The 25331-nt window shown below is 33.4% G+C and carries 24 protein-coding genes, 1 tRNA gene and 1 pseudogene; 8 read left to right on the top strand and 18 right to left on the bottom strand.

Annotation, left to right across the window (positions count from 1 at the left end; translation table 11 throughout):
• Nucleotides 1-123 precede the first annotated feature (123 nt).
• From murC to HDR40_RS00600, 6 genes are all read right to left on the bottom strand, one after another.
• Nucleotides 124-1440 (bottom strand): UDP-N-acetylmuramate--L-alanine ligase, encoded by a 1317-nt coding sequence (gene murC / locus HDR40_RS00575; protein WP_290625256.1) that lies wholly within the window; start codon nucleotides 1438-1440, stop codon nucleotides 124-126.
• Nucleotides 1441-1588: 148 nt separating this feature from the next.
• On the bottom strand, nucleotides 1589-2236 hold the full coding sequence (ytpR, locus tag HDR40_RS00580) for a YtpR family tRNA-binding protein (RefSeq protein ID WP_290625258.1): 648 nt from the start codon (nucleotides 2234-2236) through the stop codon (nucleotides 1589-1591).
• A gap of 26 nt (nucleotides 2237-2262) precedes the next feature.
• Entirely contained in the window at nucleotides 2263-2583 is a 321-nt protein-coding gene (locus tag HDR40_RS00585; RefSeq protein WP_290625260.1) for a thioredoxin family protein, read from the bottom strand.
• Between the two features lie 178 nt (nucleotides 2584-2761).
• A complete protein-coding gene (trmB, locus tag HDR40_RS00590; RefSeq protein WP_290625262.1) occupies nucleotides 2762-3415 on the bottom strand; it encodes a tRNA (guanosine(46)-N7)-methyltransferase TrmB in 654 nt (217 codons plus the stop codon).
• Nucleotides 3416-3429: 14 nt separating this feature from the next.
• The gene (locus HDR40_RS00595; protein ID WP_290625264.1) at nucleotides 3430-4632 is read right to left on the bottom strand and encodes an ABC transporter permease; all 1203 of its coding nucleotides are present in this window, start codon (nucleotides 4630-4632) and stop codon (nucleotides 3430-3432) included.
• Nucleotides 4625-5371: an ABC transporter ATP-binding protein gene (locus tag HDR40_RS00600; RefSeq protein ID WP_290625266.1), complete on the bottom strand. Its 747-nt coding sequence runs from the start codon at nucleotides 5369-5371 to the stop codon at nucleotides 4625-4627. The genes HDR40_RS00595 and HDR40_RS00600 overlap by 8 nt, the downstream gene beginning before the upstream one ends.
• Before the next feature lie 102 nt (nucleotides 5372-5473).
• Between HDR40_RS00600 and HDR40_RS00605 the strand changes: the two genes are divergently transcribed.
• From HDR40_RS00605 to HDR40_RS00620, 4 genes are all read left to right on the top strand, one after another.
• Nucleotides 5474-5911: an HIT family protein gene (locus tag HDR40_RS00605; protein ID WP_290625268.1), complete on the top strand. Its 438-nt coding sequence runs from the start codon at nucleotides 5474-5476 to the stop codon at nucleotides 5909-5911.
• Between the two features lie 66 nt (nucleotides 5912-5977).
• A complete protein-coding gene (locus tag HDR40_RS00610; RefSeq protein ID WP_290625270.1) occupies nucleotides 5978-6484 on the top strand; it encodes a hypothetical protein in 507 nt (168 codons plus the stop codon).
• 3 nt (nucleotides 6485-6487) lie between these two features.
• Nucleotides 6488-6829 (top strand): hypothetical protein, encoded by a 342-nt coding sequence (locus tag HDR40_RS00615; RefSeq protein WP_290625273.1) that lies wholly within the window; start codon nucleotides 6488-6490, stop codon nucleotides 6827-6829.
• 101 nt (nucleotides 6830-6930) lie between these two features.
• On the top strand, nucleotides 6931-7848 hold the full coding sequence (locus HDR40_RS00620; protein ID WP_290625275.1) for a peptidylprolyl isomerase PrsA: 918 nt from the start codon (nucleotides 6931-6933) through the stop codon (nucleotides 7846-7848).
• Between the two features lie 59 nt (nucleotides 7849-7907).
• Here the strand turns inward: HDR40_RS00620 and HDR40_RS00625 are convergent, their stop codons facing one another.
• The 5 genes from HDR40_RS00625 to HDR40_RS00645 all read right to left on the bottom strand — a co-directional run bounded on the left by HDR40_RS00625 (nucleotide 7908) and on the right by HDR40_RS00645 (nucleotide 14973).
• On the bottom strand, nucleotides 7908-8885 hold the full coding sequence (locus HDR40_RS00625) for an HD domain-containing protein (RefSeq protein WP_290625306.1): 978 nt from the start codon (nucleotides 8883-8885) through the stop codon (nucleotides 7908-7910).
• 5 nt (nucleotides 8886-8890) lie between these two features.
• Nucleotides 8891-11326 carry an AAA family ATPase gene (locus tag HDR40_RS00630; RefSeq protein ID WP_290625277.1) on the bottom strand — a complete coding sequence of 812 codons (2436 nt, stop codon included), beginning with the start codon at nucleotides 11324-11326 and terminating at the stop codon, nucleotides 8891-8893.
• Entirely contained in the window at nucleotides 11307-12530 is a 1224-nt protein-coding gene (locus HDR40_RS00635) for a DNA repair exonuclease (protein ID WP_290625279.1), read from the bottom strand. The genes HDR40_RS00630 and HDR40_RS00635 overlap by 20 nt, the downstream gene beginning before the upstream one ends.
• A 2-nt stretch (nucleotides 12531-12532) precedes the next feature.
• Entirely contained in the window at nucleotides 12533-12892 is a 360-nt protein-coding gene (locus HDR40_RS00640) for a YlbF family regulator (RefSeq protein WP_290625281.1), read from the bottom strand.
• Nucleotides 12893-12915: 23 nt separating this feature from the next.
• Nucleotides 12916-14973 carry a PBP1A family penicillin-binding protein gene (locus tag HDR40_RS00645; RefSeq protein ID WP_290625283.1) on the bottom strand — a complete coding sequence of 686 codons (2058 nt, stop codon included), beginning with the start codon at nucleotides 14971-14973 and terminating at the stop codon, nucleotides 12916-12918.
• A 102-nt stretch (nucleotides 14974-15075) separates the two neighbouring features.
• On the opposite strand from HDR40_RS00645, the gene HDR40_RS00650 reads away from it, so the two are divergent.
• Entirely contained in the window at nucleotides 15076-15918 is an 843-nt protein-coding gene (locus tag HDR40_RS00650; protein WP_290625285.1) for an RluA family pseudouridine synthase, read from the top strand.
• A 33-nt stretch (nucleotides 15919-15951) separates the two neighbouring features.
• On the top strand, nucleotides 15952-16764 hold the full coding sequence (locus HDR40_RS00655) for a Cof-type HAD-IIB family hydrolase (protein ID WP_290625287.1): 813 nt from the start codon (nucleotides 15952-15954) through the stop codon (nucleotides 16762-16764).
• A 72-nt stretch (nucleotides 16765-16836) separates the two neighbouring features.
• On the opposite strand, the gene HDR40_RS00660 is transcribed toward HDR40_RS00655, so the two are convergent.
• From HDR40_RS00660 to HDR40_RS00680, 5 genes are all read right to left on the bottom strand, one after another.
• On the bottom strand, nucleotides 16837-17748 hold the full coding sequence (locus HDR40_RS00660) for a ketose-bisphosphate aldolase (RefSeq protein WP_290625289.1): 912 nt from the start codon (nucleotides 17746-17748) through the stop codon (nucleotides 16837-16839).
• Between the two features lie 92 nt (nucleotides 17749-17840).
• Nucleotides 17841-19517, bottom strand: coding sequence for an arginine--tRNA ligase (gene argS, locus HDR40_RS00665; RefSeq protein ID WP_290625291.1), 1677 nt, complete (start codon nucleotides 19515-19517; stop codon nucleotides 17841-17843).
• Between the two features lie 270 nt (nucleotides 19518-19787).
• On the bottom strand, nucleotides 19788-20474 hold the full coding sequence (locus tag HDR40_RS00670) for a L,D-transpeptidase (RefSeq protein WP_290625293.1): 687 nt from the start codon (nucleotides 20472-20474) through the stop codon (nucleotides 19788-19790).
• 175 nt (nucleotides 20475-20649) lie between these two features.
• Entirely contained in the window at nucleotides 20650-21852 is a 1203-nt protein-coding gene (locus tag HDR40_RS00675) for a D-alanyl-D-alanine carboxypeptidase family protein (protein ID WP_290625308.1), read from the bottom strand.
• 139 nt (nucleotides 21853-21991) lie between these two features.
• Nucleotides 21992-22843 carry an NAD(P)H-hydrate dehydratase gene (locus HDR40_RS00680; protein ID WP_290625310.1) on the bottom strand — a complete coding sequence of 284 codons (852 nt, stop codon included), beginning with the start codon at nucleotides 22841-22843 and terminating at the stop codon, nucleotides 21992-21994.
• Nucleotides 22844-22913: 70 nt separating this feature from the next.
• Here HDR40_RS00680 and HDR40_RS00685 point away from each other — a divergent pair.
• Nucleotides 22914-22997, top strand: a tRNA-Leu gene (locus HDR40_RS00685).
• A gap of 39 nt (nucleotides 22998-23036) precedes the next feature.
• Here HDR40_RS00685 and HDR40_RS00690 read toward each other — a convergent pair.
• A complete protein-coding gene (locus tag HDR40_RS00690; RefSeq protein WP_290625294.1) occupies nucleotides 23037-23783 on the bottom strand; it encodes a hypothetical protein in 747 nt (248 codons plus the stop codon).
• A 61-nt stretch (nucleotides 23784-23844) separates the two neighbouring features.
• A pseudogene (locus tag HDR40_RS00695) lies at nucleotides 23845-24999 on the bottom strand (Mbeg1-like protein).
• A 97-nt stretch (nucleotides 25000-25096) separates the two neighbouring features.
• On the opposite strand from HDR40_RS00695, the gene HDR40_RS00700 reads away from it, so the two are divergent.
• On the top strand, nucleotides 25097-25309 hold the full coding sequence (locus HDR40_RS00700; RefSeq protein WP_290625295.1) for a YozE family protein: 213 nt from the start codon (nucleotides 25097-25099) through the stop codon (nucleotides 25307-25309).
• The last annotated feature ends 22 nt before the right edge of the window (nucleotides 25310-25331 follow it).

Below are 25331 nucleotides of genomic sequence, written 5' to 3' on the forward strand. Positions count from 1 at the left end.
CAAACTTCATTGCTGTTCCATAAACAATCATTATTTTTAAGTACTGCTCCAAAATTAGAAATTTCACCCACAATTTAATATTCTTTTCCTAGAACATTCTCAGTTATTGTCACTAAAGCTCCTCTATTTCACAAGGAATTCCTCATAAGCATCTTCATATTTAGGAATATCGCCTGCGCCCATAAAGACTACACATGCATTTTCGTGACGAGTTAAATCACTAATATTATCTAAATCAATCACTTCAGAACCTGGAATATTTGCAGTTAAATCTTCACTAGAAATATCCCCACTTGCTTCACGCGCTGAAGCATAAATTGGAGTTATATAAGCTTTATCTACATCACGTAAAATTTCTTCAAAATCTTTTTGATATTTCTTAGTTCTTGAGAAAGTATGTGGTTGGAAGACTACAACTAATTCCTTATCTGGGAACTTTTGACGAGCAGCTTGGATAGTTGCACGCATTTCAGTTGGGTGATGAGCATAATCATCGATCACGGCAATATCACCAAAGTCTTTTTCAGAAAATCTTCTCTTAGCCCCTTTGAAAGTGAGCATCCCTTCCTTGATATCTTCCATTGGCACATTTTCAGTATAAGCAACAGCAATTACAGCAGTCGCATTCAAGATGCTGTGGTCGCCAAACAAATGAATCTCAAAACGACCCAAATCTTTACCATGTGCCAAAACATTGAACTTAGAACCTGCAGTAGTCTTTTCAATATTAACAGCTTGGAAGTCATCAGTATCCTTGAAACCATAAGTATACTTAGGAATATCAGTCTTCAAAGATTGTAATCTTTGATCATCACCCCAAACAAAGAGTGCCTTTTTAGTTTGTTCAGCAGCAGTTTGAAAGGCAGAAGTATAATCAGCTTGATCTTTGAAATAATCTGGGTGGTCAAAGTCAATGTTAGTCATAATTTGGTAATCTGGGTGATATGCCAAGAAGTGACGACGATATTCATCAGCTTCATAAACAAAGAAGCGAGAATCTGCTACACCCTTACCACGACCATCACCGATCAAGTAAGAAGTAGGTTCTACTTCACCCAATACATGTGCTAAAAGACTAGTAGTTGATGTCTTACCATGCGTACCAGAAACACCAATTGAAGTATGTGCTTGAACAATTTCTTCAACAGTATCTGGGTAGGATTGCCACTTCACATTCTTATCCAGACAAGCAGCAACTTCAGGGTTATCTTCCTTAAAAGCATTACCCTTAACAATTACTTGACCTTCGCCTTTAATATTTTCTGGATCAAAATTCTTTACTTCAATACCAGCTTCTTCCAAAGGAACTTGAGTAAACGTGTACTTTTCAATATCTGAACCAGCGACATTGTAGCCCAAATCATGTAAAAGTAATGCTAAAGATGCCATACCGGTACCCTTAATACCAATAAACCAAATTTGTTTTGTCTTATCTAACATTTAAGTCGTCTCCATAAATTTTATGTCAAAATTATACGTCTTTAATTTTAACATTTTTACCAGAATATTGATTAAATCTAGCCAAAAAAGATATTAATTTCTTCTACAAAAAAATCCTATCCTCATAAAGAAGATAGGATCTTTTATACTAGTCTAAAGTAATTTCACCACTAGCCAGTAATTCATCACATTTAGTTGGTTCAAATTCATCGCCAGCCTTGAAGCTATCTGGAACTACCATAATACCACGCTTTTGTGGAGCATGTGGTAAACCAAGTTCACGAGCTGAACAAATCATACCATATGAATCTACACCACGTAATTCACCTGGCCAGATTTGTTGACCATTTGGCATCAAAGTACCTGGAAGAGCTACAACAACCTTTTGGCCTTGAGCAATGTTAGGTGCACCACAAACTATTTGATGCTTGTCACCACCAACATCAACAGTAGTTACGTGTAAGTGATCAGAATCAGGATGAGGTTCACAAGTTTCGACATAACCATAAACTAAAGTTGGCTTGCCAATTTCTAAGTTAGCTTCAAAACCAGCTTCAGAAATTTTCTTGTTTAAAGTATCAACCAATTCTTGAGTTGGGTGAACTTCACCATTAGGCAACTTATCATAATCTAAAAAGTCACTAACTTTAAAAAAGTTATAACCAATAACCTTACCATCTTCATCCTTAACAACCGTAACGTTATCACTTTCTTCAAATTGACTACGTCCCTTATCTTGGTCAGTAATAACAATTAATGTATCTGGATAACTAGTTTTATTAGTAGAAACAATCATTCTAGTAAATTTTTCCTTTCTTAGACTTACTTAAGAGAATTGAGGAAGTTTTCTACTTCTTCTTTTGTCTTTCTGTCCTTATTTACTAGTCTACCAATTTCTTTGCCATCTTGGTAGACAACAAAGCTAGGAATTCCAAAGATATTTAATTCTTTTGCGATATCAATTGAGCCATCACGGTCAATTTTATAGAATTTTGTATCAGAGAAATCTTTTTCAATTTCTGGTAAAAATGGATCTAGGAAACGGCAATCTGGGCACCAATTTGCACTAAAAAGTAATACTACACGACCATGAGCGGTAATTTCATCAAGTTTTTCTTTAGTTAATTCTTTGATTTCTTCCATAATAATGCATCTCTCTTTCTTACTTTTTATAAGTTACATATATTGTACTCATATTCCACAAAAATTTCCAGCAAATTATTCATATTATTACACACGAGCAAAAACTTAGTAATTCATTTCCGATATGTTCATAATTTCTATAAAAAAAGATTAAGCTAAAAAGCCTAATCTCTTAACCTTATTCAAAATGTGCGTGCAAGCAATAGATTGGATTGCCCTTTGCTACAAATTTATGTTCATATTCAGTTTCAACATTACGTTCTGCGATTTCATCTTCATCATGGTGTAAATCAACACTAACATGATCAAACTTCATTCCATAATTATTTAAACTGACTAAGCTATATTCAAATAAACCTCGATTATCTGTCTTAAATTCTAGATGACCTTCAGGCTTAAGTACTTCTTTATACTTATCCAAAAAACTCTTATAAGTCAAACGACGTTTTTCATGGCGAGTTTTAGGCCAAGGATCAGAGAAGTTGAGATAAAGAGTATCGACACTATCTTTAGGTAAATATATAGCAATATTAGCAGCATCTGCACACATTATTTGTAAATTATCAATACCTTCATTAAGCTTAGTTCTTAATATCATCCCTGCTGCGGTAGTTTGCAATTCAACCGCAATAAAATTCATTTCAGGATGTTGTTTAGCCAAAGTAGTAATAAATTGGCCTTTACCTGATCCAATTTCAATTGCTAGAGGTTTAGAAAAATCTTCAAATCTCTCTTCCCAATTAATTTTTACTTCTGGGGCAGGTTCATTTAAGATTGCTTCAGGGTGCTCTTTAACCAACTTTTGTGCCCAAGTTTTATTACGTAATCTCATAAAAAACTCCTAAATTAATATCTAATTTTACTAAACAACTTTTTAATTCTAACTGGTAAATAAGCGTAGAGCAAGATAAACGTGAATGCTAGCAAAGCAATAACGGCTAAAAGAGCATAAATTTTTTCTGGTGAAAAGGCAACTAATCCAATACTAATTACTACCCACTGTAAAAGCATTCCCTTTTGCAAAACTCTTGCTAAATCTTGTCCACGCTTTTCTTGAGAAATTGGTTGAACATGATACATCATATTATGCTCATATACTGTCCCCAAAGGAATCAATTGATACATTGTCAAAAAGATAACTAAAGCGCTAAAAGCTGCACTCCATAGATAACTTTGTAAAGCCCAGGATAAAAGCAAGGAAAATAAAGTCATTCTAATCACTAAATTACTATATTCTGGATCACGCAATAATGCTCTTTGATATAAGAAAGTATTTGGTGTTTGTTTTTGATGATTGATCAAAAAATCTAAGTACTTTCTCCTAGAAATTTTAATCTTTTTATCTGGTACATCAGTAAACATGCTATAAAAATTATCTACCATATCACGGCGACGTTCTTCATATTCCACTGCATAATTCCAGTTAAATACTTTTCCTTGAGGTAAGTAATTGATCACAATTGCACCTATTAAAGCCAAGAAAAAATAAAGATATGGTACATAGATTAAACTTAGCCACAATACAATTAAAACTATTAGAAAAAATAAAATTGGATTGTATAGGGTACGATCATTAAAATAAAAGCTTCTTGCAATCAATTTTAGTTGAATAAACTTCGTCAAAATTAATCCTACAGCCATGAAAAAATATGAGTGACCAGGAATTCCGGCTCGCGTTACTGCAAAGGGAAATAAAATCCCAGCAACAAGAGCAATTAATAGAATCGGCAAATACATACTATGTCTAATCATTGGCTTCAAATATAAATCCATCTGATTATCTTGATTAAACATAAATTGAATATCAGCCTTTTGAAATAAAGTGGCTAGATGACCAACACTCATGGTCACTGTTAAAATCAAGGCAATTATTGGTTTATAAAACCACAAATTATTTGGCCAAGTCTTTATATTTTGAGCATACCAGAACATCAACGCCCCAAACATAAAAATCAAAGCCAAAATAAAGAAATCATTAAACACTAAAGTCAAATAGTGCATTTGCTTTTTTAAATTAGCTTGCAGTCTTTTTTTTACTATATTATTCATTCTTAGTCTGCTCCTGGTTCAAAATCTTGTATAAGCGGTCAAATGAATCAGTTGGTTTAAGACCGTAGAAGTTTCTAATTTCTTCTAAACTACCGACAATTTCAATGGTTCCATTATTAAGCACTGCAAACTTCTGAACCGCCTCTTGAGCTTCAGCCAAAACATGCGTCGTCATTAGCACCATCTTATTTTGGCTAACAGCTTCCTTAATTAAATCAATAAAATTTGCTACAGCCAAAGGATCTAGCCCAGTAAAAGGTTCATCAATCACATAAAGGTCAGGATTAGCTAAGAAAGCGGCTACTAACATGACCTTTTGTTGCATCCCCTTTGAAAAGTTAATTGGCAACCAATCAAGCTTATTATCTAGTCTAAACATTTTACATAACTCATGTGCTCTTTTCCAAGCTTTATCAGTATCAGTTAAACCATAAGTAAGCATAGTTAGCTCTAAATGCTCTTTTAAAGTAAGCTCTGGGTAAAGAATTGGCGTTTCAGGAATATAGGCAACCATTTTTTTAAATTTAGAAGGTTGTTGAGCTAAATTTACACCATTTAACTCAATAGTTCCCTTTTGCATTCTAAGTAAACCCAATAAGTGCTTAATTGTTGTCGATTTACCAGCACCGTTAAGTCCAATCAAACCAATGGCTTGACCCGGTTCAATAGTTAAATTTACGTCTTTAATAACGGTGATACCAGTATAACCACCGGTTAATTTATTTATTTTTAAACTCAAAATTTGTGTCCCCCTATTACTGAAAAGACTGCTACTTTATGTTAGCATGAAATTAATTCAAACTGAATTATATATTAACTATATGTAGAAAGAGGTTTTTCTATGGCAGAATTAGAAAAAGACTGTTTATTTTGTAAAATTATCCGTGGTGAAATTCCATCCTACACTGTTTTCGAAAATGATGATGTTAAGGCCTTTTTAGATATTTCTCAAGTAACTAAGGGCCACACTCTTTTAATTCCCAAAAAACACTTAGAAAACATCTTTGATTACAACCAAGAAGACGCCGCAAAATATTTACAATACATTCCAGTTGTCGCCAATGCTATCAAAGACTCAGACCCTACAATTAAAGGGATGAATTTGGCAGTTAACAATGGTGAAATTGCCGGTCAAGCTGTAATGCACTCTCATATCCACCTGATTCCTCGATATGGTCAAGACGATGATATGGTAGTTCCACATGTTGATAATTCTAGCAAATATTCAGAAAAAGACTACCAAGCAGTAGCTGATGCTATCAAAAATAACCTCCAATAGCTTATAATAGAAGATGTAATTAGGAAAATTATTTTTTATTAAATATAAAAAATTGGAGGTAATATTATGAATAAATTTTTACTCGGATTTCTTTCTGGAGCTATCGTTGGTGGTGTAGCAGCTTTTGCTAAAAATCCATTAACTGATAAAACTATCAAAGAAGATATCCAAGATGCTGCAAACAATTTAAGCGATTCTTGCGATGATGTTAGAGCTACTTACTCTTCCCTTCAAGCAGAACGTAAAGCTGATTTAGAGAACTCTAATCCTGAAAATACTGATGAAGTTCAACTAAGTCAAAGTTCTATCAAAGATAAAGCTGCTGACTTAGTCACTGCAGTTAAGAGTGTTGCTCACAAAAATGATGAATTAAATGATTTAGCAGATCGTGTTCAAGATTTAAAAGATACTGCTGAAATTACAAAAGACGAAGTTGAAGATAAAGTTACCGACAAAGTAACTGATTTTAAAAATAAAGTTGACCAATACAAGCATTTAGCAGATGAAGATAAGGAAGAATCTGATTTAGCTGCTCAAAATGACTTTATCATCGATAATGCTGATAAGGACTAATTTATGATTAAAATAAAATCTTTCGCAACTGGACTTGGATTAGGTACAGTTCTTGGAACAATCGCATCATTTATGACTGACCAAAAAACTGGTCAACCTATCAAAAGAGAAGTAAAAAATTTTGTAGATGCTACAGGAGTAGACGTGAAAGATATCACTACTAGTACGCAAAGAGCTAAAAGTGATATTTCTTTAATTAAAGATAAAGAAATCCCTTTAGTGAAACGTGATATCAAGAGTCTTCAACGGTCAGTAAAAGAATTCCAATATTCTATTCAACCTAATCTTAAGACTATTAAAAATACCGTAAATAAAATGAGTTCTGAAGCAGAAAATTTAAAGTAACTCTTAAAAATTAAAAAACTCTTGGTGCTTTCTTTGGGCATTAGGAGTTTTTATGTTATATTTGAAGCTGTATTTAAGCAAAGGATGGTAGATTTATTCTTATGAAAAAGAATGTATGGAAAAAAGCTGCTGCTGTATTAGCATTAGCAAGTATCGCTCTTAGTGCCACTGCGTGCTCAAGCAATGGTAAGACCGTTGTTAGCTACAAGGGTGGTAAAATTACTCAACAACAATATTACGATGAAATGAAGAAATCTCAAGCTGGTCAATCTACTTTGGCTAACATGATTATTTATGATGCTTTAGAGAACCAATATGGTAAATATGTTTCTGATAAAGAAGTTACTAAAGAATACAACAAGTACAAGAAGCAATACGGTTCATCATTTAGCTCAATTCTTGAACAAAATGGTTTAACTACTTCTAGCTTTAAGAAAAACTTGAAGACTAATCTTTTAACTGAAGCTGCCTTAAAGCACATTAAGAAGATTACCTCAGCTCAAGAAAAGAAAGCTTGGAAGAGTTACCAACCTAAAGTTGAAGTACAACAAATCTTAGTTTCTAAGAAGAGTACTGCTGAAAAAGTTATCCAAGAATTAAAGGCTGGTAAGAGCTTCAAGTCATTAGCTAAGAAATATTCAACTGATACTGCTACTAAGAACAATGCCGGTAAGTTACCAGCATTTGATTCAACTGATACTAGTTTAGATTCAACATTCAAGAAAGCAGCCTTCAAGTTGAAGACTGGTGAATACACTACTACTCCAGTTAAAACTCAATACGGTTACCACATCATTAAGATGATTAAACACCCAGCTAAGGGTACTTTCAAGGAACACAAGAAAGAAATTGATAACCAAATTTACAACGAAATGGCTCAAGATCAAAATACTATGAAGAGTGTTATTGCTACTGTATTGAAGCGTGCAGATGTTTCAATTAAGGACGATGACTTGAAGAACGTATTGTCATCATACGTATCAACTTCCTCAAGCTCTTCATCATCTAGTTCTAACTAATAATTTTTAGACGAAAAAAAGCTCCAACTATCAATGTTGGGGCTTTTTTTCACAAATTTTCATTCAAGATTTTTGGCATTAGTGAGAGAGGAATCATGCTTTGGACGATAAAAACGACGATCATCTTGTGACCTAATCATATCAGTAAAATTACCTGGTTCAGTGTGTTGCAATGCATTTGTAATCGCATAAACAGTTGCATCTAAATCATCAATTTTATGAAGTAATTCTGCTTCAAGGATAGCTGGTCGTCGAGCAGCACCATATTCTGGTAAGCCATGATGAGAAATAACCATATGACGTAAAAGTAAAATATCCTCACTATGAGCATCTAAATTTAATTCATTAGCTGCCAAGATAATTTCTTCATCAATTAAAACTAAATGCCCAATCAAATTACCTTCCACAGTATACTTAGTCGCGACTGGACCAGTCATTTCATAAACTTTTCCCATATCATGTAAAATACAACCTGCATAAAGAAGCTCACGATTAACCTGCGGATAGTTATTAGCAATCCCTTCCGCATCTTTTAACATTGTAGCGGTATGAAATGCTAAGCCATTTCTTACTGCATGGTGATTTGATTTACCTGCAGGAAATGAGAAAAATTGTTTATCAAACTTTTTTAGTAAGTATTCAATAATCTTTTTCCAATTTGGATTAGAAATTTGAGCCACTTTACCCATAATTTCTTGTCTTAATTCCATCAGGGGCACAGGTGCAGTAGTGACATATTCACTCATATCATAACCTTCTTCAGGCCCTACAACGCGCATACTATATATTCTAATTTGGGGATGATCTTGATACTCTTCCCGCTTACCATTTAACTCCACTAAGGTTCCGGGACTAAATAATTCTGCATCCCTCTGACTAGCATTCCAATAGTTTCCTCGAATTACGCCACTACTATCAGAAAAATTAAGCATCAAATATTGTTTACCATTCTTACTTGGACGCAATTGTGATTCTTTTAGCATTACCACAATATCCATCTCTTCACCATCATTATAATCAAGTAGTTTTTTATTTATCATCTCTATGCTTCTTCCCTAGTTAATTTTAAAGGTTCAAGTTTTAATAGCTTAGCCAATTCCAATTTTTGAGTAAAAATCAAAACCTGTGATTTTTGACTTAATTTTTCTAATAATTGCACAATATATCCTGTACGTTGATTGTCAAAGTTAACAAACGCATCATCAATTAAAATTGGTAAATCAATTTTATCAGAAATTTGCTCAACAAAGGCCAATTTTAAAGCAAAATATAGTTGCTCACTAGTTCCACGAGAAAGATATTGTACATCATATTTTTTCCCTTTGTTAGAAACTACTTTGATTTTTTTACCAATTTCTAAATCGACGTATCGACCGCCAGTAAGTAATTTAAAGTATTCCTTGGCACTCTTAAGCATCTTCGGAAAACGACCATTTGAAGCTAAATCAAGACTTATAGCAATCCATTTAGCGGCGGTCAAGTCGGCAAGATATTGTATACTCTTCTCCCGTAATTGTGATTTTAAATTAGATAAAGTTTGTTTTTCATCAAAAATAGCAGTTGAATCTGCTAACTGAGACATCTCGGCCTTAACTTGAGCCACTTGCTCTTGCAAATTATTGAAATTTTCTTGAAGATGAGTTAATTCAGAATTTGCTTGGTTTAATTTTTTGGTGAAATCTGACTCATCAGGAGCTATTTTTTCTAATTGACTTAAATCATCCTTCATACTCTTTTGTAAGGCTTGCAAGTGTAAATTTAACTTTTCTTGCTCATGAGCCTGCAGAGATACTTTTTTGAATTCCGCTAATGACGTAATCTTACTTTTAGCATAAATTTGATTTAATTCATTTTGGCAAGTATTAATTTCATTCCGGATATCTTTTTCTTGGAGACTAAGATCTTGCAAATGACGTTGATTTTGACTAGCCTCATTAATTTTATTTTGAATTTGATTAAGAGTTGGAATTATTTCCTCAAAATTAGAAAGTGAATAACCTACTGCTTTCAACTGTTCAATAAACCCTTGTAAATTACTTTTCAATTCCAATCCATTTTTTTGATCATTGTCTAAAGTCTGCTCTTTACTTTGCAGCTGCAACATTTGGTTGATAGTCGTATTATAGTCAAAGTCATTAGGATTAATCTGATATTTTTTCTCAAAAACTTCAGCCTGGTTTGTTTCTGAATTAGAATTATGCGCACTCCTCCAAATTAAAAATGCTCCAATAGCACTAAGCAACACACAAATAGGATTTACAATAAAGCACAAAATCAAGCCAATTACAATCAAGGCTATCCCAATAATTTTTACATACGTACCTTGATTAGAAGAGTGCTTTTTTACTTGTTCTTGTACATTTTGATAATCTGTTTTTAATTCTTGTCGCTGCTTATCAGACATCTTCAGCAATTTAAAAGCATTAGGCTGATAAGTTTGTAATTGGTNCAATTCATTTTTAAGACTTTCAATTTTTTGCTTTGTTTGCTTTAATTCAGACTCCCATTGTAAAATTTGAGCTTTTTGATCAACCAAATCTTGTAGGTTATTCGAAGGATCACTTAATCCTTGAGAAATTTTCTTAGCCTGATCTTCTAATTTCTGAAGGGAGGTATTTAAACTTTTAATTTCAATTTCTAAGCTTTGTGCCTTATCAAAGTCTTTTTGAGAAAAACTGACAGGCTTAACTTGTGACTTTAATTTTTGATATTCATTATAGTTAAGTAGCTGCCGTTTCAAGTCATTCAATTGTTGAACTTGCTTTTCAACTTGCTTTAGTTCAGCTTGGGCATTATTTTTTTGCTCAGTTAGTTTATTTAACTCCAACTCCAAACTCCGATACTGAGCAAATTCTTGACTAGTGGCACTAACTTTTTCATTTTGAGCTTTAATTTTTGTCAACAAGGCATTAATTTCTGGTTTACGTCCAGTTTTTTTAAAAAGGTCTCCAGCTTGTTTTTCAAAATCATCACGCACGTCGATTAATTTATTACTTTCTGCAGCCCCTAAAAAGTAAATACGTTCCATTAGTTCTGCTTGACTCAAACCTGTAACTGTCCGTAAAGTATCTTGATTAAAAATAAAGCTGTCCGTATAAAATTGAGGACTAATATTTTGAATCTTTTTAAAAAATACTTCTCCTGAAATGGACTCACCATTTAAAGTAACAGCTAACACGCCTTTTTTTGGGTCACCTTTAACATATAAACGTGTCAAAATGTACTTATCTTCTCCATCTTCAAAAGTTAGACTACCACCTACTGGACTTACCCGAGCTAATGGACTGTAGTCTTCAAAAAATGGTGCAGTTTTAGTATTTTTTAAATAAAAGCCAAATATTACCTGCTTAATAAAGGCAACAACCGTACTTTTACCCGCTTCATTAGCACCTTGAAAAACATCAAGATTATTCTTTAAATCAAAGCTAACATTACTTAACTTCCCAAAATGAACTATCTCAATCTTCGTTAGTTTCATTATCAAAATCCTTCAATTTTTGTCCCACTTTAACCTGCGTTAAATTCTTTACATCTTCAATAAAACTAGAATCTTGCATCATTTCTGCAATCCAATCATCTTTTTTAGCAAGACTCTGGCCTAAAGATAAAATTTTTTCTCGAGTTAAAACTTTATCTTTTGCTTTTTCAAAAGCTATCTGATCACTGTCATTTAACGATAATTTTTGATTAGTATATAATTTTATTCTCACTAAAAGCGATTGGTGCTTTAATTTACGCGAAATTTCCCCCAATGCTTCTGGTTCTTGTAAAAAATCAATTTCTTTTTCAGTTAAAAAATTACTACCTAAAACATTAATACCAAAAAGTTGCCGGCTATCATTGTTAGAATTTAACTTTTCAGCAATTTTTTCTAATAATTCACCTAACGATAAGCGTTTCTTCAAACTAAAAGTTACTGCCTGCCACTGAACAGGAGCTGTTTCAATAAAGGTAATTTTACTTTGCTTGGTATTTTCATCAACCTCTATCAAACTAACTCCTTTAGGGCCTTGTTCATTAATATGCCTACCTTGAAGATTACCACTATAAGCAACTAAAGGTTGCTCACTCACCACTTGACGGTGATGAATATGACCAAGAGCAAAGTAATCATAATTAAGACTCTTTAATTCATTCAACGAAAACGGCGCGTAAACATTATTACCAGATGGCATTTTTTCATTAGCATGCATTAAGCCAATGTTATACTTACCAGGAACCTTAACAGGAAATTCTGATATCATATCTTCCTCAATATGGTTTTCGCGGTAAGAAAAGCCATGAATTACATATTCAAAATTATCCTTAGTCTTAAAACTAGCTGATTCAACTTTTTGGTCTTTTCCTAAAAGTTTAAAGTAAGGACTATCTACTAAAATCATATCTTCAGGATTTAGATAATCGTGATTTCCTAAAATCATTACTACTTGAATTTTATGATCAACCAACCGCCGAATTTGTTCAGCTAAAAAGACTTGGCTTTTTGGACTAGGATGAATTGAATCAAAGGTGTCTCCAGCAATTAAAAATAGATCTACATTATCAGTAATTGCAAAATCAACACTACGCTTAAAAGAAACTTCAGTTGTTTGTTTTATTTGATTAAATTGATTAGATGGCAAAAAAGATAGCCCTAAAAAAGGACTATCTAAATGCGCATCAGAAAGATGAATAAATTTCATAGTTACTTATCTTCTGATCTTAAACTTTCATATAATTCACCAAGTGGTTTGGTAAATGCTTGTTGTACTTCATTGATCATTTGGAAAACAGCTTGTTCCTTAGTAATCATATCTTTCAAATGATCGTTAGCTTCGACTTCTTTATTAATTTCTTGGTATTCCTTTTGGAATTCTGGAGCAAGAGGTTGGCCACTTTGTTGAGCAGTCATAATCTTCTTTTGTAATTCATCCATGCGATGGTAAAGCTTTAAGCTTGCTGGATCTTGTTTCAAGTCTGCAATTGACTTTTCAAGAGCCTTAAATTGATCAGTTTGCTTTAAGTCATCAGCTAATTGGTTAGCAGTGTCATAAATATTTACCATAAATATTCTCCTTAAAAATTAAATTATTGTCCAAAAAGACCTTTAATACTATTATACCATTCATTAATCTTACTACCGGCATTGCTGAACCCTTTTTGAACATTTTCTTCAACATTATCTAGCCAACTAGAGTTAGCACCGGTTTCACTTGAAATTTGCTGTGCACTTTTAACGGTAAATTGAGTTTTCGATGTATATGGTAAAATACCTTCCATTTCCGACTTATATAAATGCGTAATTCCTGTTTCAGAAATACCAGGCATAAAGTGCTGACTATCAGTCTTGTCGAATCCTACCCAGGTAGCGACTACAATATCAGGTGTATACCCAACAATCCATTGATCCTTAGTACCAAAGCCGTAGCTATCCGGTACTTCAGTTGAACCTGTTTTACCAGCAACGCTATAACCTGATGGTTGCGCACTTGTAGCTGTACCATTAGTAAAGACACCTAACAACATTGAAGTCATTTCCTTAGCTGTGTTAGAAGAAATAATCCTATGATTGCCAGTATTTTTATTTTCAGCAATTACCTTGCCACTAGCATCGGTAATTTTAGTAATAAAATAAGATTGATTTGGTAAATTACCATCATTAGCAAAAGCTGAGTACGCACGGGCCATTTGAAGTGGTGAAACACCACTTGATAGTCCACCCAAAGCTAAAGCTAAATTGCGATCACTTTTCGGAACTTTGATACCAAAATTTTCTACGGACTCAACCCCTTTGTTAACCCCTATTTTATCTAAAAGCCAAACAGCTGGAACATTTTTACTCTCGGCCAAGGCTGTATACATTCGAATTTTATTTGAATATTGGTTATCAACATTATGGGGCTCATAGTTATTTTTACCGAATTTTTGTAACTTATTAGAAAGTTCAGAATCATAAGTATAGCCATTTTGCAAAGCCGGTGCATACACAGCTAAAGGTTTCATAGTAGAACCTGGTTGGCGTTTCATCTGTGTAGCACGATTATATCCTCTAAAGACATGCTCACCACGTCCACCAACTATCGCTGTTACAGCTCCTGTTTTGGGATCCATCGCTACACTCGCCCCTTGAGTTTTAGTACCATCTGAACTATCAGCTGGGAAATTCCAATCTTCATTAAAACTATTTTGCATAGCAGTTTGATAATTTTGATCCAGGGTAGTGTAAATCTTTAACCCCTTGTTCATCACATCTTCTTCTTTAATGCCATAACGATTAATTGCTTCGTTAACAACAGCATCAAAGAAATATGGGTAGCGATAGCCATCTGTCGCCGTATAAGTGTTAGTAACCACTAATTGCGTTGCTTTAGCTGCATTAGCCTGTGATTGGGTTATTTTTTTATTCTCAACCATTAATCCTAACACTACATTTCTTCTTGCTGTAGCATTTTTAAGATGATCAGCCGGATTATAAGCACTCGGATTTTTTAGCATACCTGCTAGAGTAGCAGCTTCTCCTAAACTAAGATCTGAAGCATTTTTACCAAAATAACGTTTGGAAGCATCTTGGACGCCCCAAACCCCATTACCAAAATAGGCATTGTTCAGATACATAGTTAAGATATCTTTTTTAGAATAAACATGGTTAATTTCAATGGCAAAAAATAGTTCTTCTAATTTTCTAGAAAAAGTTTGTTGTTGTGTGAGCAAAGCATTCTTGGCAAGTTGTTGAGTTAGAGTTGATCCACCGCCGACAATTCCACGATGAACAATTCCCAGTACAGCGGCTCGTGCCATTCCTTTAATACTAAAGCCAGGATTTTTATAGAAAGTCCGGTCTTCAGTTGAAATAACCGCATTTTGAACATAGGGAGAAATTTTATTTAATTCTACAAAACTTCCTTTTTGAGAATAAAGCGTTCCAGCCTTTTTACCTTTGTTATCATAGATTACTGTAGTAGTTGCTAGCGACGCTTTTAAATTACCGATATTTGAAGTTTTTACCTTCACGGTATAATAAGTACAAACAAATAAAAACACACTCAAAATAGCCAAAATTAACCAGCGCCAAATTTGAAAACGATGATTAAAGTGTTTAATAGCAGCAATTACTCGCCGCCTAAAATCTTGATTTTGGGGATGCATTCGTTAAACTTCCTTCTAAATAAACATCATGATAGTAATTTTATCACATCCCTACCTAAATAAGCTTCTTAATATTTTAAGTTTCAGATAAGAAAGGTAAATATGACTAAATATAGTTTTGAATTAATATATCCAGACAATAACTCTCCTATTTCTGTAGACCAGGTAATGCGTCAATTGCTTATTCCTCGTAAATGGCGACACTATTTACGTAGCGAAAAGCAAATTTTAATTAATGGAAAATATCTACCACTCAACTTCTTAGTTAATTCTGGGGACAAAATTCAAATAAATCTTACCCACGTAGAAAGCCTACAACAAACTTATCAACCTAGTGGTCATTTGCCCAATATTGTTTATGAAGACGATAATGTTCTAGTAATCAATAAACCTGCCGGACAAAAAACTCACCCTAATCTAAATGAAAAAGATACAGCGCTTAACGATTGCGCTACTTATCTAGGTACTAGTCCTTATATTGTTCATCGCCTTGATATGCTTACAAGTGGGTTACTTTTAGTAGCGAAAAATCCTGCGGTAGTACCAATTTTAAATCGCCAATTAACTACTAAAACTTTTCATCGTAATTACTTTGCAACGGTAAACAATCCCGAAAATCTACATGCGAGTGGCACAATATCTGCTCCTATAGGCCAAGATCCTAACGATCAAAGAAAACGAATGATTTGTTCTACTGGTTTGAAATCCATTACTCATTATCAACTTTTAAAACGAAATTCTAAAACCGCCCTAGTTAAATTGACCTTAGAAACCGGACGCACCCATCAAATTCGCGTTCATTTAGCAAGTATTGGATCTCCTATTCTTGGTGATCCTCTATATAATCCAAATTTTAATGGTGAACAACTTCATCTTACAGCATATCAAATGTCGTTTCTTTCCCCTTTTTCATTTACCAGACAAACAATTCAATTAAGAGTATAATTGGTTTAGTTGATTTTATGAAAGGGATTACATATGAAAAATATTCCGTTTAAAGCAGTTGCCGTAGATATGGACGGCACTTTCGTCAATTCAAAAAATACTTATGACCATAAACGATTTAGAAAAGTATTAACTCAACTACATAAAAATGGTATTCATTTTATTGTTGCGAGTGGACGTCCATTAGATCGTCTAAAAAAAGATTTTAATGAATTTTTAGATGAGATCGATTTAATTTGTGATAATGGTGGTATTTTGGTCAAAGATAACCAAATAATTCGTACCATTACTTTTTCACATAAAACTAGCATAGACCTATTGAAATTTATTCAAAAAAACTATCCCCACGCTAATATTATTGCCTGTGGTTTAAATAATAGTTATATTTTTGACAATGCTTCTCCTGAATTTAGAAACTTTATGAAATTCTACTATCCAGATGCTATTAATGTTAGTCAAATCGATGATATTCCCCAAGATGAAAAATTTGATAAATTAACTATTTGGGATCCTACTAAGCCTGCTATTATTGAAAAAAATTATAATAGTAACTCTACTGAAAAAATTCATGCAACTTCAAGTGGTTTTAACTGTACCGATATTATTCCTGAGGGAGTCAACAAAGCAAGTAGCTTAGAATATTTCCTAAAATACTTTAAAATATCTCCAGATGAACTAATTGCCTTTGGAGATGGAATGAATGATCTAGAAATGCTTAATCTTGCTGGCTACAGTTATGCAATGAAAAATGGAGAAGATGAGCTTAAACAAATCGCTAAATATGAAGCTCCTACTAATAATGAAAATGGAGTATTACAAGTTCTTGAAGAGTATTTAAATAACTAAAAGTCATCATAATAAAAAGACTCTAGGAAAACCTAGAGTCTTTTTTAATACTTATTTTTTAATAAGCTTAGATTATTCTTCGTTTAATGATGAACGATCGAATGAAGCATCCTTAAGTTCATTATCAATAGTTTCAGTACCCATCCAAGCAATCATTTCCTTCATCTTGGCAGTGATTGCTTCAGTACCAGGTAATAACAACTTACGAGGATCGTAACCCTTGTTAGCCTTATCTTCGTCCTTACCTTCTTCAATGTACTTACGAGTAGCTTCTTGGAATGCAAGTTGGAATTCAGTGTTGATGTTGATCTTAGCAATACCAAGTTGGATAGCCTTCTTAATTTGGTCTTCAGGAATACCTGAACCACCGTGAAGAACAAGTGGAGTATCAGGAACAGCTTCAGCAATTTCCTTCAAACGATCAAAGTTAAGACCCTTCCAGTCAGCTGGGTATACACCGTGGATGTTACCGATACCACAAGCAAGCTTGTCAACACCAGCAGCAACGAATGCCTTAGCATCTTCAACAGATGCTAATTCACCACCACCTTGGTTTTCACCAATCTTACCAATTTCAGCTTCAACTGAAATACCACGTTCGTGAGCAAGCTTGATGATTTCCTTAGTCTTAGCTAAGTTTTCTTCAACTGGAAGTGCGTGACCATCAAACATAACTGATGAGTAACCAAGCTTAATACATTCAATTGCTGAATCGTAGTCACCGTGGTCTAAGTTCAAGATAACAGGAACTGAGATACCCATAGCGTCAACTTGGTCAGCAACCATGTCCTTAACGAACTTGTAACCACCCATGTACTTAGCAGCACCAGTAGAAACTTGAATCAATAATGGAGTTCTAGTTTCTTCAGCACCTCTTAAAATAGCACGAGTCCATTCCAAGTTATTAGTGTTGTAAGCACCTACAGCGTAGTGGTTCTTACGAGCATCTTTAAAGATTTGGTTACCATTGTCAAAATAAGCCATTAAAAAATACCTCCTAAATTTTTAACACATTCATATTGTAACTCAATTGTTCAAAAGTTAACATACTTCTGCTTAGAAAATTTTATTTTCTATTACATTTCTTTTGGAGCGTTAACACCTAATAAGCGTAAAGCTTCAGTCAAAACAATTGAAGTAGCTTGTACTAAAGCCAAACGTGCATTTAGTTGATCGTTATCCTCTAAAATACGTACATTTGCATAATACTTGTTAAATTTCTTACTCAAATTCAAAGCATACTTAGCAATTACAGATGGTTCAAATTTTTCAGAAGCTTTAGCAACAATTTCTGGAAAATCAGCTAAATCTTTAGCCACGGCAAATGCCCAATCGTCATCAAGAGCCAAATTATCCATCGAAATTTCTTTACCAGCCTTACGCAAGATACTTTGAGCACGAGCATTAGTATATTGAACGTAAGGACCGGTATCACCTTCAAAACGTACAACTTCTTGTAAGTCAAAGTCAAAGTTATCTAAACGATCATTCTTTAAGTCATGGAAGATAACCGCTCCAACACCAACATCATGAGCTACTTGGTCTTTATTTTCAAGAGTTGGGTTCTTTTCCTCAATTTGTTGTTGAGCAAGGTTTACTGCATCTTTCAATACTTGATCAAGGAAAACAACATTCCCTTTTCTAGTAGAAAGTTTTTTACCACCTTGGGTAATTAAACCAAACGGAACATGGTGAATTTCATCTGACCAATCGTATCCCATCTTATTAAGCACAGTCTTAAGTTCAACAAAGTGTTGGGCTTGTTCGTTACCAACTACATAGAGCATTTTAACGAAATCGTATTCCTTCATTCTCCATTCAGCAGCAGCTAAATCACGAGTTAAATAAATTGAAGTACCGTCAGACTTAACAATGATAGCTGGATTTTCATCTTCACCCATATCAACAACTTGGGCACCTTGGGATTCATGTAAAAGATTCTTATCTTTTAATTCATCAATAACAGGTTGCATCTTATCATTGAAGAAAGCCTCCCCATTGTAAGAATCAAATTCAACACCTAATTCTTTATAAATACGGTTAAAGTCCGCTAATGAAACTTCACGGAACCATTTCCAAAGCTTAGTTGCTTCAGGGTCTCCTTCTTCAAGTTTCTTAAACCAACCGCGGCCCTCTTCTTCAAGTTCCGGATTTTCTTCAGCTTCTTTATGGAAACGGACGTAGTAATGGAAGAGATTCATAATTGGATCATTTTTAACTTCTTCTTCACTACCCCAATGTTTATAAGCAGCAATTAACTTACCAAATTGAGTACCATAGTCACCTAAATAATTAATCTTAATTGGAGTATAGCCAACTTTTTTCATTGTTTTAGCAATTGAATTACCAATTACAGTTGAACGTAAGTGTCCCATGGACATAGGCTTAGCAATATTAGGACTTGACATATCAATTGGCACATTACCATGTCCTAATTCTTGATCACCATAATGTTCTTTTTCAGTCAATACATCGCTTAGAGTTGCTTTAACTAATTTTTCATGATTAATAGCAAAGTTCACATAAGGACCTACAGCTTGAATACTAGAAAAGCTATCATCACTAATCTTTTCAGCAATTTCTTGAGCAATAATTGCTGGATTTTTATGTTCAATTTTTGCTAAAGCAAATGCTGGAAAAGCATAATCACCCATTTTAGCATTCTTTGGACGTTCGATTAACATTGCTACTTTTTCTTTAGGTAGATCAACTTGTTCACCTACCAAGTCAACTACTTTTTGTTTAAAATCCATGTCTGCACCTCATTTTCGGAAATAAAAAAGTCTCTTCCTAGTCAATGCTAGAAAGAGACGGGACTTACCCGCGGTACCACTCTAATTGATACAAATATAGTATCCGCTTTAATTGATTAACTTTAGATTATTAAGTCAAACACGCCTTCATAAAAAATACTACCTGTCTTTCACCATCACAAGTTCGCTGAAAAGAATTATTTTATTACTACTTTTGACTTTGTTGCATAACGATTATAACAGGTCTGGTCAGTTTAGCCAAACTAAAAATTACTCATCTTTTATTACAACTTTAGTTCCAATTGGAAGATTATAACAAAGCCACTTTGCATCAGGTAAACTTAAACGTACACATCCATGTGAACCCTGAGTTTTACCTAGCTTATTTGCTTCTTTAACATTGATTTTTTTATTAGCTTTAGTTGGCACCGAATGGAACAAATAAATCCCATGATCTTTCCAACTAACATAATAACGTGCACCTTCATTTAATTCTTGATTAAAGAATTCTGCTCCCCGTTCCGGTTGAACATAATAAGTACCCGTTGGTGTAGCTGACTTACCATTTTTATATATTCCACCAGTCGATAGCATGGTATAAACTGGCTTATTACCGCTCATTATGTAAGTTCTATTTCCCTTTAAAGAAACTCGAATCCATAAATCTTTAACTTTTTTCAAGTTGGGATGAGCCTTTTTTTCACTCTTTACCTTCCAACTGCCTTCCTTAGCTAAATCTTTTGGATCCGCATAGGGACGATATTTAGCATTCGGATCAGTTGACTTTTTAGTGGTGTCTTTTTTTTCTTCTACTTTTTTAGTACTAGTTGCAACTTTTGTGGATTTATCCTGCGCAGCACTATCCGGAATATTTATTTTTGGAAAGAAAATAACTCCGGCACAAACGATTGCCACAACTGCAATAATAGCTAATATTTTACTTTTAGTTGATTTCACTGGTAATTCTTCTTTTTAATATTTAGTATTTTTTATCATAGATAAAACTATTATATGTGAGTTTATTAATTTTCTCAATTATCAAAATTACGATGTATATTTATTATACTGTCTTTTTTTAAACAAAAAAAAGAATCAAATTCAAAAATTTGATTCTTAAATTATTATTTATCTTTTAATGGAAGATTGCACGCCAAATTCTAACAAAAATATTGGCTTTTGCTACATCTTGCTTAACAGTTGCTGGTAATTCTACCCCTTTATCAGACTTGATAGATGGAATCTTTGTGACTTCAAAATTACCAACTTTTTGCCCTACAGTAAGTGGTGCGCTCAATTCTTTCTTAGAAAATTTAGCACTAATACTTTTACCATTTTGAATCCAAATACCAGTATCTTTTTGCATCACAAGCTCGGCAGTTTCATTCTTACCATCAGGAACGGCTACTGTCTTAGCTCCATCAACTTTTTGATTTTTTTTCATAATATAAAGTTGATAGTTATCAAAAACATATTTTAGCAATTTTTTAGTCTGAGTAAATCTTGAGGGATCAGTACCATCTTTATGCTGGGCTCCCATTACAACCGTGATAATTCGACGACCATTTTTTGTCATTGTACCGGCAAAACATGCACCAGCTGCATCAGTTGTCCCAGTCTTAAGTCCATCTAATTGGTAATTAGAATCATATTGAGATAAACCTTTAAGCATCCAATTCCAATTTTCCATTTTAGTAATCTTGCCCTGATCATTAAAATTCATATGAGCAATCTTAGTAGTCTGTGTTACTTCTGGGAAGTCACTCAATAATTTATCAACAACAATCGCCATATCGGACGCAGATAATTCATTTTCTGCATTTTTACTTACATTAGTGTAAGCATCTTTACCCTGAGTATAATTAGGTAAGCCATCAGGAGTATAAAGCTTAGCATCTTTAATTCCCCACTTCTTAACCAAGGCACGCATTTGACTAACAAATCCTTGTTGAGAACCAGCTACAGCTTGAGCTAAAAGCATTGCACTACCATTAGCAGATTGAATTAAAGTAGATTGATACAATTGACGAATTGTATAGCTATGTCCCATGTACAAAGGTACGCCAGAGTAATCAGGATTTTGACTCACTTTAACAATTTGTTTAGTGGGTTTAACCTTTTGATTCCAAGAAAGCTTTTTATCTTTAATTGCTTGCAGGGTTAAATAAATGGTAATCAATTTGGACATCGAAGCAACAGGCATTTTTTTATCTGCATTTTTAGCATAGAGAACCTGCCCACTCTTTGCATCCACCGCAATTGCACTTTTAACGTCTAAATCTACCTGACTCGCATTATAATTATCAACTGTAGCAGCACTAACTTGTTGACTATTCATTCCTAAAATAAAGAAAGAGAGTAACAACATAAAGACCGCAATATATTTTTGCAACCTATCTTTTGCAATATTCATTAGATAATACTTTCCTTTCAAATATCAGTAACATCTCAATTCTAGCAAAATTTTGTAATTGCGATTAGTTTTTTTCACCGTATTTTTTCATTAATTTTGGTAAAAGTGCACTAAGATTAGTTGGACGAACAAAATAATTATTTTGATAAATTTCATCTCCTGCTAATGAATGCAAATAAACGGCTGCCCCAATTATTTTTAAATTAATGCCAAACTGTCCACAAAAACTGCCGATTATTCCAGCAAGTGTATCTCCCATACCCCCAGTAGCCATTCCTGGATTTCCAAGAGGATTCAGTAAGATACTGCCTTCCCTATCATAAATTTTAGTGTGGTTAGACTTTAAGACTAAATATGCCTTTTCTTTAGCAACCAATTCCTTTAAAGCTTCAATGTTATTAGCATCATTCTGTTCAGCAATCTTAATTCCACTCAACCGTTGCCATTCCATTTGATGAGGTGTAAAAATAATATTATTAGCTTTTTTGGGTAATAAATTATGGTCTTGACTCAGTAAATCTAAGGCACTGGCATCTAAAACTACCGTCTGTTTATTTGTAATATTATCTTTTAGGGTTACCAAAATTTTTCGAGCAAAATCATTAGTATCCAATCCCATACCACAAATAATTATATCTACAGTTGATATAATTTCAGCCAGCTTTTTTTGATCATTCCAATCAATGAACATTGCTTCAGGATTTCTAGTATGTAGAGCTGTGGCATTAAATGGATCAGTTGCCACAAAAAGCAATCCTGCACCACTATTTAATGCCCCTTCGGTAGCCATCATAATTGCTCCACCATAATTTTTACTTCCACCAATTAAAAGAATTCGTCCAAACGTTCCTTTATGAGAATTACTGGGCCGCTGCTTAATTACTTGAGGTAAAATTGATAATTTAATTTCTTCCATCATTCAACACCTTCTTAAATTAATTATTATTTCCATTTTAACAATTTTTAGGTATAATTATTATTGAATTGCCCCAATGGCGGAATTGGCAGACGCGCAGCGTTCAGGTCGCTGTTCACGCAAGTGAGTACAAGTTCGAATCTTGCTTGGGGCATAATTAAAGAGCATCCCTGTGAGGGATGCTCTTTTTGTTTTAGTCATTATTTACCTTTTTAGCAGTTTCTAAAGCAAAATTAGCTACTTTCTCTGCACCAACTTCACGCGCATCATTTTGAACGCCTAAAGCAAAATGCATCAACTGATCTCTTAATTCTTCAGAAATATTATCTTCATACTTGCCTAATTCCCGTTCACTAAATGGCTTCAAGAAATTATTCAAATTATTGAATAATCTTTCCATTGAATGACGTAATTGCGTATCTTTAATATCACGTGCTTCAGTAATTCTACTCTTAATTTTCTTTAAACTTTGGACAGTATGAGGTAACAAAATATATTCATTATCTCTTCTTTGCCAAACAATAACTTCCTCAGTCTCAATATTATTTAAATTTTCTTGAACTTGAGCTAAATTATCATCAGGACCAAAGGAATAACTTAATGACTTATCATCTAAAAAGGCCTTATAATTTTCCTTCTTTTTATCTTTATCGCCTGAGTAATTATCTAAAAATTCACGTGCACTATTAATATCATGTTGAATTTCATGCTTAGTAGTATTGCTTAAAAATTCTGGAGTATAGTCTTGATAAATATCAGAACCAGCTTCAAATTCTGTTAGCAATTGACTATCATCTTCTTGGATTTTTTCTAGAATAGCTTCAATTTTTTTATAAGAATCAGTTCCTAAAAATGGATTCTTAACATCTACTTCAAAATTGAAGTCATTGTAACAAATATCACGAAAACCCAACAAAGTTTTATATGTATCTTTTTTCATATTTTATATCCTCTCTAAATTTCAAATTTATTTTACACTTATTTTCTCAGAAGAAAAAATATTATTCAAAAAAATGTTTATTTGAAAAATTATCCAAAAGATTATGGAGTGAGGTTAAATAGTCATTTTTTCTAGAATTTATTATCCTTTTACCACTTATAAAGGAAGCATCAACCAATTTACTTATTACCGGTTGCCAAACTGATGCATCATTTTTACGAGAATTTAGCAGACTATTAGCTACTTCACGAAAAGCTTTTGGTTTAAACATACTCTTTAAATAGATACCGTCATAAACATTAATTGCATTATATAAGGTGGTAATAAATTCTCTTCGTTCTTCATCATCAGTCTCCTCTAAAAGCTTATCAACAGTCTTTTTAGCCATTTCTGATGGAGAAACCAGTTTATCTACTACTACGAAGTGATTATCAACTACTTCCCAATTAAACATGTTATGTTGGAGAGGTCCTAGACCTCGAGAATTAATAATCTGACAAATATTTTTATTACTTACTAAATCATCCATCAAAGTACCTACAATCGAACCTTGGGGAATATATTTATGTAAAATCCCTTTTAAGGCTAAGATTTTCTTATCATATCTCTGATGTTGTCGATGAAAACCAGGCCCATCAAAACTATCTACTCGCTTAATAAACTGTCGTTCCCGCTCATTAGCAGTAACAGCTACAAAAAATGCTAAATTTCCACCTTTGGAGTGTCCTCCAAGATAATATTTTCCTGACCAATAATTTAATCGTTTTCTAAAATACTTTCTAGCAAAAAATTAGGCTGGCACAATATCTTCAAAAGACATATTAAAATTTTCTTTCCAGCCAATAGTCGTTGCTGTTGTACCACGATACGCTATATAGTAATGATTTGTTTTAAATTCAAAAGTAATTGCTCCAAATTGCATTTCAGTTTTGGCATCAATTTTATTAACTACTGATTCCCACCGAATATCTTGGTACCGAGGATTTTTAACTAGCTCACGCCACAATTTCTTCAACTCATCAGCACCCCAAACACCAGCTGTTAATTTTTCAAGAAAATCATCATCTAGTGGAACATCGCCCAGTCTGTTTGAAATAGTAACTCTATCAAAATGACAATATACTAATTCTGCTAAAATCATACTATCAATTTCATTAAAAGGTTCTTCGACAAAACTAAGACGATATTTTCTAGCATAGTCAATCATATTTTTCATTTTATTCACCTACAATAATTTTCTTGGACTCTCCTCCTTTATTTTAAAACTAAAAAAGCTCATAATTAATAAAAAAGAATTAGAAAGGTTGTTAAATATGTCATTTTACAAATGGTTACTAAAATTTGAAGATGTTGATTTACCAATTGGTAAGGTTGCTAAACATGTTAAACATGATGAAAGTTTCCCTAAGGAAAGTGATGATTATAAAGAATTAGACACTTATATGCTTTCTGAAATGCCAAATCCTATGTACAGTTCTGCCCAACGCGCCTTAGACTACTACAAGAAAGAAACTTTAGAACATTAAGATATGATATACTAAAGTTCCT

Source organism: Lactobacillus sp., from assembly GCF_014803895.1.